Below are 18511 nucleotides of genomic sequence, written 5' to 3' on the forward strand. Positions count from 1 at the left end.
GACAGTTGATTCCTCTACCATAAAAAAAACAGAAACTATTGCGCACCTTCATCCTGGCCATCCTATGCTTATGGTTTACCCAACCTTTGCTGGCGCAACGTTCCTGCGCCACGGAAGATGCTATACGCTATAAGATCAAACAAAGCCCTTATTTACAACAACAGCGCGATGCTTTAGAACAGCGTCTGATCTCCGGCGTGCTGCAGAAAAGATTGCTGAGAGGCGCCGTGGAGCCTACCGTTACCATTCCCGTAGTCGTACATATCGTATTATCTGACCCGAATGTGGTAACAGATGCGCAGGTATACTCGCAGTTGGCTGTACTGAACGGGGACTATACCGGTGATAACCCGGATACCAGCGCGGTACCCGCCGTATGGAAACCGCTGATCGGCAATTCCGGCATCAAGTTCTGCCTGGCCCAGCGCACGCCGGATGGCGATCCCACCACAGGCATTGTGCGGGTACGCAGCAATCATATCCCTTTTGACGGCTTCAATGCTGCATATGAAGCTAAATACAATGCCACCGGCGGATCTGACGCATGGGATGCCAGCAGATACCTGAATATATGGGTGTGTAACCTCTCCAACGGCTACCTGGGCGTGGCCACCATGCCAGACAATACCTTCCCTGCCGCAGAGCAGGGCGTGGTGATCCTGTATACCGCTTTTGGCACCACCGGCACTGCAGCGGGCGCCTATAACGGCGGCCGTACCGTTACCCACGAAGTAGGCCACTACTTTGGCCTGCGCCATATCTGGGGCGATGACGACGGCGCAACCGGCGGCAGCCCGCGCTGTACCGCCGCTGATGGTATTACCGGCAGTGACGGTATTGGTGATACCCCGGACCAGGGCGCCCGTACCTACGGCTGCCCATCCTTTCCGCAGCTGGATGGCTGCTCAAAGACCTTTCCCGGCTTTATGTTCATGAACTATATGGACTATACGGACGATGCCTGTATGCACCTCTTTACCACAGAACAGGCAGACCGTATGCGGTTTGTATTAGACAATATACGCTCCAGCCTGTTGAGCTCCGATGGCTGCGTGCCGGTAAACCTGCTGTCCAATGACGCCAGCGTGGCGGAGATCAACGCCCCCCTGGGCCAACTTTGCAGCACGGGCTTTACACCGGTAGTGATGCTCAAAAATAAAGGCGCGCAGCCCCTGCAAACCGTGCAGATCACCTACCAGGTGGATGGCGGCGCCACACAGACCTTTAACTGGAGCGGCCATCTCACCAGCCTGCAGCAAACCAGCGTTTCCCTGCCGGCAGGCGCCACCGGCCCCGGCGAACACCTGCTGACCGCCTGGACCAATCTTCCCAATGGGGTGACAGATGACGCACCAGAGAACGACACCGCTACCAGCAGCTTCCGCTATTTTACACCTGCTACCCTGCCATTTACAGAAGGTTTTGAAAACACGGTCTTCCCCCCGCCCAATGGCTGGGACCAGTGGAACCCGGATGGCAGCTTTACCTGGGAGCTTACCCGCGATGCCGCCCGCTCCGGCAGCCAATCTGTTGTGATGCGTAACCTGGGATATAATATCAACGGAGCTATTGACGACCTTATCTCCCCGGAGATCAATGTACAGGGCTATGATTCCGTATTCCTGTTCTTTGATGTAGCAGCGGCCACACAATCCAATGTATCAGACGCAGGCAATCCTTGGGATACATTGCAGATCCTGGCAACTACGGACTGTGGCTTTACACTGAACCAGCTATACAGTAAATGGGGACCAACCCTGGTAACCGTTGACACGCCTGTTCTCAACGAATTTATACCTAAGCCCTCCCAATGGCGGCGCGATTCCGTGAACCTCACCCGCTTTATCCCCTCCGGAAGGGTGCGGCTGATATTCCGTAACATCTCTAACTACGAGAACAATATTTACCTGGATAATATTAACATCGTCACGAAGAAAACATACCCGGCATTGTTAGAACGGGGCTTTATGGTAACGCCTAACCCTACTAACAGCCTGGTACTGATCACTTTCCTGCAACCGCCGGCAGACCTGGAAGCACTGGCGCTGTATAATACAGCCGGCCAGCTGCTGCAATGGAAAAAGGCCGCGGCCATAGATAGTAACAACCGTTTCAGCTTCGATTTGGTAAATGAGCCAAATGGTGTTTATTTTGTAAAGTTAATTTACAAGAACAGGAGCAAGACCGTTAAAATACTTAAAGTTCGATGACGATGAGAAGAACCGATTATCCTGCTGTGGATTCCTTGCTGCAGCAACCTAACCTGGATGCCACGCTTAAACAGATTGGAGGAAAAGTAATTGCACAACAGCGCCTTACGCCCGAAGAGGGATTGATCTTATTCGAAAAAGGAGAGCTGGGTTTCCTGGGCGCCCTCGCCAACCATGTAAGAGAAAGGCTCCATGGCCATAAGACCTACTTCAACCGTAATTTCCATATAGAACCTACCAATGTTTGCGTATTTGCCTGCAAGTTCTGCGCCTACTCCCGTTTATACAAAAACCGTGAGGAAGGCTGGGAGCTCAGCACAGAAGAGATGCTGGACATTGTGAAAAAGTATGATGGCCAACCGGTAACAGAAGTGCATATCGTAGGCGGCGTGCATCCCAAAATGAATATGGAGTTCTTTATGGACCTGATGCGTAAGATCAGGGCGCACCGTCCGGACCTGCATATTAAAGGTTTTACCGCGGTAGAGCTGGACTACATGTTCCGCAAAGCCAAAGTAAGCGTACAGGAAGGCATGAAGCTCATGAACGAAGCCGGTCTGCAATCCATGCCCGGCGGCGGCGCAGAGATCTTTCACCCGGATATCCGCGCGCAGATCTGTCATGATAAAGTAGACGCTGATGGCTGGCTGGAGATCCACAAAACAGCCCATGAGCTGGGCATGGTGACCAACGCCACCATGTTATACGGCCATGTGGAGCAATACCATCACCGTATTGACCATATGGAGCGTCTGCGCCAGCTGCAGGATCAGACCCATGGTTTTAACACCTTTATTCCGCTGAAATTCCGCAATAAGGATAACGAAATGTCAAATATACCGGAGACTTCCATTGTGGAAGACCTGCGTTTATATGCCATTTCCCGCCTGTATATGGATAATTTCCCGCACCTGAAGGCCTACTGGCCTATGTTGGGCAGGAACACCGCCCAGCTGACCCTGGCCTTTGGCGTAAATGACCTGGACGGCACTATTGACGATACTACGAAGATCTATTCTATGGCCGGCGCAGAGGAGCAACGTCCTTCGCTGAGCACCGCCCAGCTGGCCATGCTTATCAAACAAGCCGGCAGAAGGCCTGTAGAGCGTGATACGGTTTATAACGAGATCAAAGATTACACGGATGAAGTGTTTACGGACGAAGAGCTCGTAGGCGCTAAATGATCAACATAACTCTTTACGAATAAAGGCAGCGGTATTACTCCGCTGCCTTTATTTTATAGGTTAGTTCCTGTTACACCGGGTATTCCCATTCTCCCCTATACTTCCTCTGCAGCAGCCCATTTGCTTCCTCATCATTTTTGATCAGCTGTTTCTCTCCATCCCATTCAATACTACGGCCCAGCTTATGGGATACCATCCCTAAAAGGCTCATATTGGTAGAGCGCTGGCCAACGGCAATTTCGCATACCGGCTGGGTACCATTGGTAACGGCTTCTATAAAATTCGCCCACAGCTCCGGAATGTTCTGCTCATCCGGTTTATGCAGTTTGGGGCCTTCGTGTATAATGGATTTGTTCTTATCTGATGGATAGAAGGTCCAGCCATCCAGCCAGCCCATATGGAAAGTACCTTCCGTGCCATAGAAATAGCAGCCTACATTGCTTTTCTCCGCTTCATTGCCGCCATATAGCCGGTGTTCCCAGGAAGCGGTAAAGGATTCAAACTCAAAGACCACGTTTTGCGTATCCGGCGCATCTGTATTGTCTTTTTTGATAAAACGGTTTGCGGAAGAAAAGATCCGGCGGGGATACTGTTCTTCCGTCCACCACAGGATCTGGTCCATCCAGTGTATGCCCCAGTCGCCCAGCTGGCCGTTGGCATAATCCAGGTATTGCCGGAATCCTTTAGGGTGGATGGTAGGGTTATAAGGGCGCATAGGCGCCGGCCCGCACCACATGTCCCAGTTCAGGCCCTGCGGAGGCGCTTCATCCGGTACCAGTTTGCCTTCGTTCCCACCGTAATGCACAAAGGCCCTTACGCTGCCTATTTTGCCCGCTTTGCCGGATTTAAGGAATTCCATACCGGAAATATTATGGGGTGATACCCGGCGGTGCGTACCTACCTGTACCACGCGGTTATATTTACGCGCCGCCTTTACCATGGCTTTGCCTTCGTTGATGGTATGGCAGATGGGCTTTTCCACGTACACATGGGCGCCCTGCTGCATAGCTGCAATGGCAATAAGCGGATGCCAGTGATCCGGCGTGGCCACGATCACGATCTCCGGTTTCTCTTTCTGCAGCAGCTCACGGTAATCCCTGTACGTCTTAGGCCGGTCAGCGGTGAGGGTATTGATCACGGTCTGGGCTGCGGCGGCCTGCCGCTCGTCAACATCGCAAATGGCGATCAGTTTGCAGCCCCCGTGCGCCAGGGCGCTGCGCAATATGTTCATGCCCCACCAGCCGGAGCCTATCAGCGCCAGCTTGTAAGCCGCCGTACGTTGTAATGATGGTAACAAGGGTAGTGCGGAATATGCCACTCCCGCCTGGGCTGTTGTTTTGAGGAATTCTCTGCGATGCATAAGTGGAATTTTAGAACCGCCTCAAAATAAAAAACTTTCCTAACTTCAGTGTCATGAGACCTGTAAAAATGCTGATCACTACTTCCAAATGGTTCTTTAACATGGCTTTTGTCCTGTATATTGCCGGCTGCGGTAATCGTACAGGTAACACGTCCACCACTACGGCCTCCGATACGGCCGCCTCCGCTACCACCGCCCCTGCGGTTGACAATGGCCCCCAATTCAAAAAAGAAGGGGAATTGTACTTTATTGGCAAGGCAAAAAATGATACCCTGCGCAAGATAGATATTGAGCTGGCGGAAACAGACGACGAACGCGCCACGGGCCTCATGAACCGCAAGTCCATGACCGATGACCAGGGTATGTTATTCATATTCTCCCAGGCAGAGGAGCAGTCTTTCTGGATGAAGGATACCTATATCTCACTGGACATCCTTTATGTGGATGATAAACAGGAGATCGTATCCTTCCGCAAATATGCCACTCCCCTTTCTGAAGAAAGCCTGTCTTCTTTTAAGAAAGCTATGTATGTGGTAGAAGTAAATGCCGGCTTTTGCGATAAATACCATGTAAACGTGGGCGACAAGATCGCCTATACGAAGCTGTAAGCGCTACGCATAAGAGGCCGTTCCAACATACGTTGGAACGGCCTCTTTATTTTTATCCGGTTATTAGCCGGTCTATTTCAGCTCTTCTACTGTAAAGGATTTCTGGCGGCCTTTGTACTGCTGCCTTATCTGCTGTATATCCTTCTCTGTCACCTTTTCCGCTTTATTGGTCCATGCATTACGGATAAAACTGATCACCTGCGCAATATCATCATCAGAGAATTCGTCATTGCTGCCAATACCCGGCATTTCACCGCTTACTTCCGGCGCTTTGTATACTTTGCCATTTACCGGTACGGGGCCGGTAAGACCATAGAGTACAATGGAGATCATCTTGTTCTTATCACCCAATACCCATTGCGACTGGTTCAGCGGCGGCGCCAGGGATTGAATGCCTTCTCCGTCTGCGCCATGGCAGGTCTGGCATACTGTTTTAAAGATATGGTTACCGCGGGGATACAGCTTGGCCAGCGCTGCGTTGGCTTTGGCATTACGCTGTTTGGCGGCATCCTTTATTGTCTTCTGCAGACGGCGGGTGATCACCAGGTTGGTATCCGCATTCCATTTAGTGACCTGTTGCAGCAGCTCCTGCTCATGCCCGGCATTATTGCTGATAATGGCATCCGCCACATAACGGTCGCTGGCATAACTATGTAACAACTGCGTTTGCAGCTGGCTGGCTGCAGCGGCATTCACTTTCTTGATATATGGCAGCAGCAGGGCGATGGAAGGCGCCTGCAACACGCTTTGCTGTAAAGGCGCAATAACAGACAGTACCTGGCTGGCCTGCTGCGGCGTGATCACAGCCGGCATAGCCGCCAGTGCCTGTACCCGCAGGTAAGGGTTCGCCTGTTGTATTACGGCCGTTACATCTGCCAATTGCAGCTGGCCCAGACCTTCCAGGGTCCACATAGCGTGCAGTAAACCCCAGGGCTTCTTAGGATCATCATGCCGCAGCCTTTCCCGCAGCTGGGGCGCCAGCGTGGTATAGTGATTGTCTACGATCATCTGCTGTGCCTTATCCCTTACCCAGCCATTGGGATGGTCTAACAGCGCCAGCAGCTTGGCGGGATCATTCTCTAAGGTTACCATCTGTACGGCGGTATCCTTTTCCGGCACTACGCGGTAAATACGCCCGCAGTTCAGCGGGGTGGTAAGCCGGCGCGTTTTGATCTCATTACGTAAATAAGGCGTGAGGTATGTTTTGTGCTGTATAATGCCGCGGTACATATCCAGTATGTACAGGGCGCCATCCGGTCCTTCATAGAGGTTCACCGGGCGGAAACGTTCATCCGTGCTGGCCAGGAACTCCCGCTCCTTGTAGGCCTGTTCACCTTTTACAATGTAGCCGCTATCCTGCAACAGGTTACGTTTAATGAGGTTGGCAGAGGGCTCCGCCACAAAGGCATTACCTTCAAAGCCATCACCCAGCAGGTTGGCGCGGTAAATAAGCACGCCACAGGCCGCGGTAAAATTCACCAGGCGCAGGCTATCATCCAGTACGCCCTTCATATACCCGCGGTTCACGCCTGGCGTGGCCCGGATGGGGTATACACGATTATCCGGCACAATATGCTCGTCATAACCGGCTACATTCTTCTGCGCCTCGTTAGATGCGCCCAGACCCGGGCTAAAATAATCGCCCAGCAGGTTCTCTGAGTTATTATTATAGAACAGGCGGCCATAGTTATCCTGGGAGATCCCCCATTGGCCACGGAAATGGGTATGCTCTATCAGCCATTTATTGCCTGCCTTACGGTAACGCTTATCTGATTTGGCGTTATAGATCCAGTTATCCATAGCGCGGAATAGCCCATTGGGCTGGTGCTCCACGTTACCGCCTTCCGCATATTTATCATCTACCAGCGTTTTTTTGCCGGCACGGTCATGATCATTTTCAATGAACCACAGTTTAGGCGGTTCTGCTACCAGTATGCCGTTCTCCACCATACAGATGGCCCTGGGCAATACAAGGGAGTCTGTAAAGGTGGTGCGGGTATCCACGGTACCATCATGATTAGCGTCTTCCAGGATCACTACCCGGCCGTTACGCATGTCTTCTCCGGTACCAACGGTATCCGGCATATAGCCCATCATTTCCACTACCCACATACGCCCACGTTCGTCAAAGGTCATGGCCACCGGTACGGATACCTGCGGCTCTGCGGCCACCAGCTGCACTTTCAGGCCTTTCTCCACCTGTATATGCTGCAGGGAGGTTTCGGGATCCAGTGTGGGTGATTCCGCGTACTTTTCCCGCATGGCAAGGGAGTCCGATTGTTTTTTGTCTTTTGTCTCCGGTGGGTTGGATTGGCAGGCGGTCATCCATAGAGCGCCTGCGGCTAATAAGCTGTAAGTGTAGAACCAGTTTTTCATTCCGCGCTGCTGTTTACATCGATTGCAAAACCCAAAATAAGTCACGAGATGTGAATATTCAAATTTAGGGGAATGGAAAATGATGAGAGGTAGAAATTGATGGTGAGGGTAGTGAATTTTTTAATTACAGGCATAGGAGGTATATTCGAATATGCCTGATATGTACATTATCGTTATTCAAAAACAAGCAAACTATCATGGAAAATAATCAGACCTATATTAGTGAGCTATCAGAGAAGGTGCTGAAAGGTGTGGAGAAAGCAATAAGAAAACTGGTGCATGAAAACGCCGCATTGGATAAAATGATGGTTATTAAAGACGAAGACGGCAATATTAAGCATGTCCCGGCCAAAGACCTTCTCAAAAACCTGCCACCCCAATAGGCATCCTGCAATATCCTTTTCGCGCTTAGTCAGATATAATCTTGACGCAGCTGCTTTTCAGCGGTAATGCCCTTGTGATAACCTCTGTGCGGAGGCCTTCATTTGCACATCCGCACATCTTCACATCAATTCAAACTCCTGAAATCCACCGGCACCAGCTTACTCACCCCCGGCTCCTGCATCGTCACCCCATAGATCACATCCACCGCAGCCATCGTTTGCTTATTATGCGTTACAATAATAAACTGTGAGTTATCAGAGAACTTGCGGATCATATTCGTGAACTTACCTACGTTGGCATCATCCAGCGGGGCGTCCACCTCATCCAGGATACAGAACGGCGCGGGTTTTATCAGGTAAATAGCAAATAGCAGCGCGGTAGCGGTAAGCGTCTTCTCTCCACCGGATAACTGCGTAATAGCAGCCGGGCGTTTGCCTTTAGGTTTGGCGATGATCTCGATACCGGTTTCCGCTAGGTTCTCCGGCTCGTTCAGGATCAGGTCACACTGGTCTTCTTCCGTGAACAGTGCCTTGAACACACGGATAAAGTTCTCTTTTACGGTATTGAAAGTATCCAGGAACTTCTGGTTGGCGGTAGATTCTACTTCCTGTATAGTGGCCATCAGGGATTCCTTGGCGGCTACCAGGTCGTTCTTTTGCTCCAGGATGAATTCGTAACGTTTCTTCATTTCCTGGAAGGCCTCAATGGCTGTTGGGTTGATCTCACCCATGTTCTCCAGGCGTTTCTTGAGGCGTTCTGCGCTGCCTTGCAGCTCATCTACGGCGAGGGTGCTGGAACGGGCGTCGTCCAGGATCTCGTCCAGGTTCACCTTGAACTCTACGCTCAGCCTTTCCTTCATGGAGGCCAGTTGCAGTTTCAGCTCGTTCACTTTGTCCTTGATGGCGGTCAGGGCCTGCTCCAGCTGCTCTTTGGCACGCTGACGGGCACGCAGGGCGCTTTCCTTTTCCTGCAGGTGGTTGCGGAAGTTGTAGTACTCCTGGTCCTTTTCGTTCAGGGCTTTCTCTTCCTCTTCGCGCTGACGGAACAGGTCTACCAGGCCATCTTCTGCCAGTCCCAGTTTGTCTTCTGCCGCGGAAATGTTGGCCACGGCGTCTTCCAGCTGGGATTTATTATTGGTGATCTGCGTGTGCAGGTCGCTCAGTTGTTTGCGTTTAAATTCCAGTTCCTGTTTCAGGCCCTGCACTTTACTGTGCTGGCGGGTATGTTGCAGGTTCTGGTTATTGTACTGTACGTTGGCCTGGTTAAACTGCTGCTCTGCATCCTGGGAGGCGCGTTCCGCGGCTACGATATTATCATGCAGGGCATGTACGCGATCGTTCAGGATCTCCAGCTCATCCCGCACGCCGGAGATACTTTCCTGGTTGGTTTCCAGGGATTGCTGCATTTCCGCCAGGCGTTTATCGCCAGTCTCTATGAGGTGATGGAAGTTCTCGATACGGTTTTGCAGGCCAAACAGCTGGTTATTGAGCTGGTTGATCTTTTCGCGGGCCGTATTGATGTTCTTATCATTCAGCTGGCTGTTATAGCCTAATACTTCGTTGTGTTTGTCCTGGATCTGCTGGCGCAGGGTGTTCACGGTAGTTTCCAGCGCTTTGATCTCCGCATCCAGCTTTTCGAGGTTCTTGGCGCGGCCCAGTTTTTTGCCTTCGAACAGGCCTACGGAACCGCCGCTAAAGCTGTATTTGCCGCGGTACATACGGCCGCTTTTTTCTACCACCAGCGCATCCTGGTCCGGCAGCTGGCCAAAGTCCAGCGCGCTTACATCATCTGCCACAAATACTTTACCCAGCAGATAGTTGCCCAGCCCTTTATAACGTTCGTCTATCTCTACCACCTCCAGCGCCGGGATGGTACCGGGAGGGGTGAACAGCTGTCCGCCCTGATGGTGGAACTGGTCCAGTATAAAGAAATTGGCTTTACCTTTTTTGTTGCCATCCAGCAGGCGGATGGCCTGGATGGCCTCTTCCGCATTATTTACCACATAGTAGTTCAGGTAAGGCTCCAGCAGGTTCTCTATACAGGTGCGGTAGTCTTCCTTACAGAAGAATATATCACTGAGGATAGGCGCCTTATTATTCCACTCGTTGTTCTTTTTCAGGAACTTGATGCTTTCTGGGTACCCTTCCAGGCTGTCTACCAGTGATTTTAAGAGGTCGTATTCGTTCTTTTTAGCGTCCAGGGTACGGTTCTCGTCCACCAGTTTATCGCGCAGGCCCTCTATGTCTGACTGGGTAGCCAGGATCTTGCCTTTGGTCTCTTCCTGGAAACGGATCATCTCCTCCAGGTTGGCCTTGCTGTCTTCGAGGGTGTCCTGCAGGATCTCCTTCTCTTCTGCCAGTTGGGTGATCTGGGCCTGACGGCTCACCTTTTCCTCCTGGAGCTGTTGTATGCTGCGTTGCAGGTTCTGTACGGAGGTATCTGCCACCGCCACTTTCTTTTCTGCCTCAAACTGCTGGCGTTGCCATTGCTGCTGATCGCGGCGCAGGGTTTCCAGGGATTGTTTCTTGTCGTTGAAAGCGTGTTTCTTGTCCTCCACCATATCGTGCAGGGTTTCCAGTTCGTCCTGCATGCTGTCAAACACTTCCTGCTCTTCTACGGATTGTTTCTCTGTAAAGGCGATGGAATCTGTGAGGCCCTGCAGCTGTCCTTCTGCATTGTTCAGGAAATCGCTCAGGTTCTTTTCCCGCTCACGCAGGTAAGTAAGCTGCTGGGTGGCCAGGTTCTTATCCCCCTCTTTGGTACGGATGGTGGCTACCAGCTCATTAAAGGATTTCTGTAATACCTGCAGTTCCCTTTCTTTGGCTACAAAATGCAGCTTATCGTCTTCCACGGCCGCTTCGTCGGTGGCTATCTCTGCTTCCAGGGCCATCTTGCGGTCGCTTTCTGTCTGCTGTTGTTCAGTAAGGTCCTTGAAGGTGATGTTAAAGCCTTCCAGGGCGGCTTTGGCCAGCTCAATGCTGATCTCCCGGTATTCCTTTTTTACCTCGTAATAACGTTCTGCCTTACGGGCCTGGCTTTCCAGGGTCTTCAGGTTGTTGTTGATCTCAAACAGCAGGTCCTCAATACGGTTAAGGTCACCTTCTGTAGCATCCAGTTTGGTCTTAGCTTCCTTTTTACGGGTTTTATAGATGGAGATGCCGGCTGCCTGCTCCAACATGCGGCGGCGGCTGTTTTCTTTATCCTTGATGATATCATCCACCATGCCCAGCTCAATAATGGCATAGGAGTCCGTACTTACGCCGGTGTCCATGAACAGGTTATGGATATCCTTTAAACGGCAGGCTACATCGTTCAGGCGGTATTCGCTATCGCCGTTCTTATAGAATTTACGTGTGATGGTTACCGTGGTAAACTCAGTGGGGAGTACGTTACGTGTGTTCTCAAAGGTGAGGCTCACTTCTGCCATACCGCTGGCGGAACGGCTTTTGGAGCCGTTAAATACCAGGCCGGCCTGGTTATCTGAGCGCAGGTTGCTGATCTTGTGCTCCCCTATCACCCAGCGTATGGAGTCGATGATATTACTCTTGCCGCAACCATTAGGCCCAATAACGCCGGTGATACCTTCGTCAAAGTTCAAAACGGTCTTATCGGCGAAACTTTTGAAGCCTTTGATTTCTAATGTTTTTAAACGCACGGTTGCTCCTGGTTTGGTTTTTTAAGCTGTCAAAGATAATTACGATTCACATATTGCCTGCACGTAATTTGTCCAAATCAATTAGTAATTTAACAGCCTGTGGCCGATTACCGGTTTTTATTTATACACAACTGTGAATAAATTGTCATTAAACCATTTCTTTTATGCTGACTAACAACCAATTATGCAAAACTAGCTAAATTTTACTTTAGATGTATCCATCCGGCCCTACGCCCTCAATAAACGTATATAATGCTTAATTTGCCTTTGCCTGAGCGGATGGATATACTGTAGTAACACCCGATTGAAAGACCCGATGAAAAACCTTATTACTATCTAAACCCGGCGCGTTTTGTCCGTTAACACGCACATGCCCTATGAAGCATCGCTTCTTTACCTTGTTGACCGGCATCCTTTCATGCCCCTTCTTTGCCTACGCCCAGCGGCCAGCTGCTTTCCGTATCACCGGCGTTGTGGCTGACAGTGCCAAACAACTCAAGCAGGTGACCATTACCGCGCAAAAGGCCCTGCTGGAAGTAAAGGACGGCCGGCTGGTATACAATGTAGCCAATGACCTGAATAAAGATAACCTGTCCGCCGCAGAGATGCTGCGCCGTGTGCCGCTGGTGACCGTGGAGCCGGACGGTACTATCCTGCTCAAAGGCAGCGAACAGTTCAAGGTGCTGCTGAATGGCAAAAGCACCTCCCTGCTGGCCAAAAGTCCCCGGGATGCGTTACGCTCCCTTCCCGCCAGCGTGATCAAAAGCATAGAGATCATTACCCAACCCTCTGCCCGTTACGATGTGGAAGGCACAGCAGGTATCATCAATATCATTACCCGGCAACCCTTTAGCGGGTACAATGGCAGCCTTTCCGGCAGCTATAATAGCCTGAGATATGCCAACGGCACCGCCACGCTCAACGCCAAAACTGGCCGCCTGGGCATTGCCGGTTTTGTAACCGTTAATACCTTCCGTAACAAGGGCCGGTCAGAAGGCCTGCGGAGAAGCCATGTACCCAATTATGAAAACACGCTGGCACAAACCGGCAGCAGTGTATTTGACGGCACTTCCTATTACGCCAGCCTGGAGCTGAGCTATGACCTGGACAGCACCAGCAGTCTTAGCCTGTACAGTAACAATAATATTGGCCGCAATACCAATAATGCGCCCCAGCTAAACCTGCTGTACCCGGACCAGCAGCCCGTACAAACCGGCCAGTATACCAGCTATACCCGGTACAGCAACAACAGTTATGACCTGGGGCTGGATTACCAGAAAAGGTTCCGGCAGCAAGGGCATACCCTCAGCCTGTCCCTGAACCGGAACACCGGCCGTAACACCATCCATGCAGATAATGCGCAGTTGAACGAGCCAGGCCCGGATAATTACCTGGAGAACTATAACGGGGAGTTTAATACGGAAAACACTGTGCAGCTGGACTATGCCCGGCCATTGCCGGGTAACGGACAATTGGAGAGCGGCATTAAAACCATCTTCCGCACCATTGAAAGTGATTATAACCAGCACCTGCATCCTGACCCTGACCGGGCGCTCAGACAGGTTAACCGGGCGGATACCTACCGCTACCGGCAGGATGTACTGGCCGCCTACACCACCTACCGGTTTAAGATAAAAAAGCGGGTAGGCGTACAACTGGGCGCGCGCCTGGAAAAGACCAATACCAGTGCTCATTTTATTTCCAGTGACACGACAATACACATTGATTATCTGCACTTTATACCAACTACTAATATTACCATTCCCATATCCGGCACGCAAACCCTGCGCGTTTCCTACAGCCGGCGCCTGCAGCGTCCCTGGATAACGGGGCTAAACCCTTATGTGAATGATAATGACCCGTATAATGTATCACATGGCAATCCTAACCTGCAGCCGGAGACCAGTCATAGTGTTGGCATGAACTACCAGGTTATGATCGGTGGCGTAAGCCTGCTGGTAAACCCGGACTACACCATTACCCACCATGCCATAGAAGCATTCCTGAGCGTAGGCGCCGACTCCAGCACAATTGCCGCTTCTGTGGCCAATATAGACCGGCGCAGCGCCGCCGGGCTGGACCTGGTGGTAGGCGCGCAGCTAAACCCGCACTGGAGCATCAACGGTAATATAAGGCCGGTGTATACCTCCCTGCAAAATGAGACCGGCCGCAGCCTGCATAATACCGGTTGGAGCGCCACCAGCTATGTCAGCAGTGATTATGACCTGGGCGCGGGCCTGAAGGTGGAGCTCTCATTTTACCTGAATAGCAGCCGGCCGGCGTTGCAGGGCCGTATGCAGGGGTACTCCAGCCACACCGTTAGCCTGCGTAAAGAGCTGTTCCACCGCCGGGCTACCCTTAGCCTTTACCTGGACCAGCTATTCCAGCGGGAGATTGCCTGGCGCAGCGTGATCCATGACCCCTTATTTGAGCAGACCAGCACTTTTTATTACCCGGTGCGGGCGGCCCGCCTGGGATTTAACTGGAAGTTTGGCCAGCTAAAGGAGGCGGTTACACGTAAAAAAGGCGTAAAGAATGATGATGTGAAGAGAAGTGATGATAATCACTGAAAATCAACAACATATACAATCACTACAAATACCCGGGCAAATGCAGGAATTGAATAACTTTGCATCCTGCATGTCCCTTTGTAATCCGTAATTTATATTGAATGCGCGTCCGTGACTGGCTTACTGCAATAAAGAGTTTCCTTTACAGTTACCATTTCAGTAATGGGCTACGTACCACCATCAGCGTAGTGGTGCCCTCGCTGGTATGCTTTAGTATGGGCCAGCTTATTGCGGGCATTGCCATCTCTACGGGGGCCTTATGCGCCGCCTTGTCAGACCAACCCGGCACTTTTGTGCATAAAACAAACGGAGCGCTGATCAGTATTGGCCTCATCTCTATCACGGCGCTGGGCACCGGCCTGGCATCCCCCTATCCCTGGGCCATGACGCCCTGGATCGTTATCTGCTGTTTTATATTCAGTATGCTGCTGGTCTATGGTAACCGGGGCGGCAATATAGGCGTGGCCTGTTTGCTGGTGATGATCGTGATCCTGGGCGACCCGCAGGATACTGCGCGGGAGGCGGTGATTAACAGCCTGCTGGTATTACTGGGCGCAGTATGGCATGGGTTCCTGGCCCTTATCTTATGGCAGATACGCCCCTACCTGAACGTGCAGCAGACCCTAGGCGAGTGTATACTGGAAACCGCCAGGTACCTGGAGCTGCGCGCCGGCTTTTACGTAAAGGACGCAGACATAGAGGAGATCTATAAATCCGTACTGGAGCAACAGGTACTGGTAAACGAAAAACAGGAAGCCGTGCGGGAACTGCTGCTCAAACGCCGCTCCGCCCAGCTGGGCACCAGTACCATCAGCAAAAGCATGGTGCTTATTTTCCTGGATATGGTAGACCTGCAGGAGCATATCATGGCCTCGCAAACGGACTATAAATCCCTACACCAGTATTTTGGAGAGCAGGAGATCCTGGAAAAAATGCACGGGCTGATCCTGGAGTTTGTAGAAGAAATGCGCAATATAGGCCGGGCGGTAATGGCCGGCCAACGCTCCCTACCGCGGGAGAACCTGCGCCATGATATAGATAAGGTACAACAGGCCATTACAGAAATAAGGAAGACCCTGCCCACCCTGCAGGAAAGGAACCGCCTGTTTGTGCTCACCAACATACTAAACAACCTGCAGGATATTGCCAACCGCATGTATAACCTGCACCGCCTTACCCGGCTGGAGCGGGTAAAAGAGGCCACCCTGGACGAGCGGCTGGAACTATCCCGTTTTACCACCAGTAACCGTTATGACCTGGAGGTATTTCGCAATAACCTCACCTTCCAGTCGCATATCTTCCGCCATGCCGTGCGGGTAGCCCTGGCCACCACCATTGGTTATCTATTAGGGCTGGCCCTGCACCTGGACAGGGTATACTGGATCCTGCTCACCATTGTGGTGATCCTGAAACCCGGTTTTGGGCTGACCAAATCCCGCAGTTACCAGCGTATTACCGGCACGGTGGTAGGCGCTTTGTTTGCCATTGCGGTGCTGCTGCTGGTGAAGAACCCTCCCGTCATCTTTGCCATTATGCTGTTCTGTATCCTGGGCGCATATAGCTTTATGAGCCTGCAATACACGGTGAGCGTGATCTTTACCACCCCATTCGTGATCTTTCTGCTGCATTTCCTGCACCCGGCAGACCTGCATTATGCCACGCAACGGGTGCTGGATACTTTTATAGGCGGCACCCTGGCCTTTGTGGCCAATATTGCCCTGTGGCCCAGCTGGGAGCATAAGTATTTGCCCAGTTATATGGAAAAGATGATCCGGTCTAACCGGCAGTACCTGGAGCAGGTAATGAAGCTATACACCGGTGAGCAAATGGCGGTGGTAGACTATAAACTGGCCCGTAAAGAGACCTATGTAAATACGGCCAATATGATGGGCGCTTTTCAGCGTATGTTAAGCGAGCCAAAAAGTAAACAGAAGAATACCTCTCAATTATACCATTTTGTGGTGCTGAACCACACACTCAGCTCCCGTATAGCCGCATTAGCGGCCTATGGCCTGGGACATAAGGTCAATTATCCCCGCCCGGAATACCAGCTTATTACCCGCTACCTGCTGCAATGCCTGGATCAGATCGCGGATCTAAGCATCAACCCCGGCGCAGTACTACCAGAATTACCCCAGAATATTGAAGCATTTGAAACATTGGAGATCTGTGTGGAAAGCCTGGAACGCAGGCGCCAGGAAGAGATCAATGCCGGCAAGGGCGAAACCCCGGTACGGGATGAGATGCTGGAGGTAAAACAGGTCCGTGACCAGCTGCATAGCATAGCCGGTATCCTGAAGGATATGCGCAAATCAACAAAATGATGGTAAAAACGGTACCCCGCATTTCGTGGTAGGGAGTAACGTTTACATGCAGTTGCAGTAACGTTGCTAAGCAGTTGCGATGCAATTCCCGTAAACTGAGCCGGCCAATTATCTTATTCGTAAATGATCACCAGTTCGTCCGTAAGCGGTTTCATATCTGCCAGGATCCTGTCAAACAGGGCCGGGCCTTCATGAATATACCAGGGCATAAAATTCTCCTTACGTTCCTGCAGGGAGCCGGCGGGGAATAACTTGGTACGCAGCTGCCGGATCTCGTCCGTTTGCCAGGCAAACTTCTTTTTCTCCGCTTTCAGGAACTTATGCTCCAGTTTACCAATGCTTTTTACGGCCTTATGGCGTTCTGCCGCAATGGAGGCCACCAGGGTCACATCTATACTACGGGCCTTTTCTTCCAGCTCATCAAACAGCTGGTCCAGCACATCGTATTCTTTTTTGAGCACCAGGGCGGCATTGGTACGCTGCATCACAAAATTGTTGATCAGCTCTTCCACATTGCCAAACAGGTCTTTTATACAAAGGCCCAGTTTGTTCAGCCATTTTTTGGACACCGGATCTACCAGCAGGAAAGAGTTACGCAATACCAGCATAGGGTATGGCACCCGGTGATGGTTAAACAGGTCCCGCAGCTCCAGCCAGTAAGCGATCTCGCCGCCCCCGCCAATAAAGGCGATATTGGGCAGGATGGTCTCCTGGAGGATGCCCCGCAGGATCACATTGGGGCTAAAGCGTTCCGGATGCGCGTGCAGCTCCTGCTCCAGCGTTTCTGCTGTAAAGGAGATATCACTGTGCAGCACTTTCCACAATTCGCCCTCTTTTACGATACGCTCCCGCGCATTGTCCGTGAGGTAAAACAGGTTTATTTCCCGGGGATTGGCCTGTACTTTATAGTGTTGTGAGATCTTTTCGATGGTCTTTGTTACGATGGGGTAAGAGGTCTGCTGCAGCAGCTCCTCTTTCATAACCGGTATGATCTGTTGTTTGAACAACGGGGTGTCCGGGATAAGCACGATCAGCCCATAACGGCCAAACAGCTCATTGGTGAGGTATAAGGTAGCCTGCTGAATGTTATCATGCTCCAGGTAGGCTTTGCGCAGCAGCTGGATCAGCTCTTCTGCATATTTGCCATAGCCCAATGCGGTCTCTACCTGGCTGATCAGCGCATCCATACCCTCCGGCCGCATACGCCCCACGGCGCCGGCCTGAGTGGTAGGCCAGGTAAGAGTTTTGCCATTCAGGTAAATGCTGCCCAGCTCATCCAGGTCATTGTCTTCGCTGCCCATATAATACACCGGTACAAAATTGTACCCGGGGTGCTGCTGGTGCAGCTCTGCCGCCATCTTAATGGTTTGCAGGATCTTATAGGCGAAATAAAGGTACCCGGTAAAGATATTAGGCTGGTGCGCTGTGCAAATAGAAAAGGTATTAGGCAGCTCCAGCAGGCGGATATGCTCCTGTACAGCGGTATGCAGCTCCATGCCGGCATACTGCTGCTGCAAGGCTTTTACCAGCAGATCCCGTTGAAGGGGCTGGGCCTTTTTAGCTTTTATCAGCTCGTCTACATTGGTTTGCAGCGGCGGATAGTTATAAAAAGAACGGATATGCGGATGTTCTGACAGAAAATCTATAACCAGCTGACTGAAATAGCCTGTCTCCTTATAAGTGATACTGTTACAAACTGAAGGCTCCATGCTCCATACTTCCTTTGAAGGCACGAAGTTAGAATAAATTACGATTTGGCAGATACGAATTACAATTTGATGTGATAAGCGGCAAGTGGCAGGAGGAATTACGGATTGATGGCACGTTATATGTTAAATTG

The 18511-nt window shown here is 51.4% G+C and carries 10 protein-coding genes; 6 read left to right on the plus strand and 4 right to left on the minus strand.

The genetic code is table 11. The annotated features are described in order from the left end of the window. Positions 1-38: 38 nt before the first annotated feature. Entirely contained in the window at positions 39-2210 is a 2172-nt protein-coding gene (locus F0L74_RS23385; RefSeq protein ID WP_149840332.1) for a M43 family zinc metalloprotease, read from the plus strand. 2 nt (positions 2211-2212) lie between these two features. Continuing rightward, the gene (gene mqnE, locus F0L74_RS23390; protein ID WP_246197795.1) at positions 2213-3394 is read left to right on the plus strand and encodes an aminofutalosine synthase MqnE; all 1182 of its coding nucleotides are present in this window, start codon (positions 2213-2215) and stop codon (positions 3392-3394) included. A gap of 70 nt (positions 3395-3464) precedes the next feature. Here the strand turns inward: mqnE and F0L74_RS23395 are convergent, their stop codons facing one another. Continuing rightward, on the minus strand, positions 3465-4754 hold the full coding sequence (locus F0L74_RS23395) for a Gfo/Idh/MocA family protein (RefSeq protein WP_149840334.1): 1290 nt from the start codon (positions 4752-4754) through the stop codon (positions 3465-3467). A gap of 53 nt (positions 4755-4807) precedes the next feature. Here F0L74_RS23395 and F0L74_RS23400 point away from each other — a divergent pair, with 53 nt between their 5' ends. Further along, positions 4808-5362, plus strand: coding sequence for a DUF192 domain-containing protein (locus tag F0L74_RS23400; RefSeq protein WP_246197796.1), 555 nt, complete (start codon positions 4808-4810; stop codon positions 5360-5362). Between the two features lie 72 nt (positions 5363-5434). Here the strand turns inward: F0L74_RS23400 and F0L74_RS23405 are convergent, their stop codons facing one another. Beyond that, on the minus strand, positions 5435-7738 hold the full coding sequence (locus F0L74_RS23405; RefSeq protein WP_149840335.1) for a DUF7133 domain-containing protein: 2304 nt from the start codon (positions 7736-7738) through the stop codon (positions 5435-5437). 197 nt (positions 7739-7935) lie between these two features. Here F0L74_RS23405 and F0L74_RS23410 point away from each other — a divergent pair, with 197 nt between their 5' ends. Continuing rightward, a complete protein-coding gene (locus F0L74_RS23410; RefSeq protein WP_149840336.1) occupies positions 7936-8121 on the plus strand; it encodes a DUF8506 family protein in 186 nt (61 codons plus the stop codon). 125 nt (positions 8122-8246) lie between these two features. On the opposite strand, the gene smc is transcribed toward F0L74_RS23410, so the two are convergent. Further along, positions 8247-11777, minus strand: a complete 3531-nt coding sequence (gene smc, locus F0L74_RS23415; RefSeq protein WP_149840337.1) for a chromosome segregation protein SMC — start codon at positions 11775-11777, stop codon at positions 8247-8249. Between the two features lie 377 nt (positions 11778-12154). On the opposite strand from smc, the gene F0L74_RS23420 reads away from it, so the two are divergent. Together F0L74_RS23420 and F0L74_RS23425 are read left to right on the plus strand one after the other, a co-directional pair. Beyond that, entirely contained in the window at positions 12155-14347 is a 2193-nt protein-coding gene (locus F0L74_RS23420) for a TonB-dependent receptor domain-containing protein (RefSeq protein WP_149840338.1), read from the plus strand. 101 nt (positions 14348-14448) lie between these two features. Further along, complete coding sequence (locus tag F0L74_RS23425) at positions 14449-16671, plus strand: FUSC family protein (RefSeq protein WP_149840339.1); 2223 nt, start codon at positions 14449-14451, stop codon at positions 16669-16671. Positions 16672-16784: 113 nt separating this feature from the next. Here F0L74_RS23425 and bshC read toward each other — a convergent pair whose 3' ends face one another. Next, entirely contained in the window at positions 16785-18380 is a 1596-nt protein-coding gene (bshC, locus tag F0L74_RS23430; protein WP_149840340.1) for a bacillithiol biosynthesis cysteine-adding enzyme BshC, read from the minus strand. Positions 18381-18511 lie beyond the last annotated feature (131 nt).

The organism is Chitinophaga agrisoli, assembly GCF_008386695.1.
GTDB lineage: Bacteria > Bacteroidota > Bacteroidia > Chitinophagales > Chitinophagaceae > Chitinophaga > Chitinophaga agrisoli.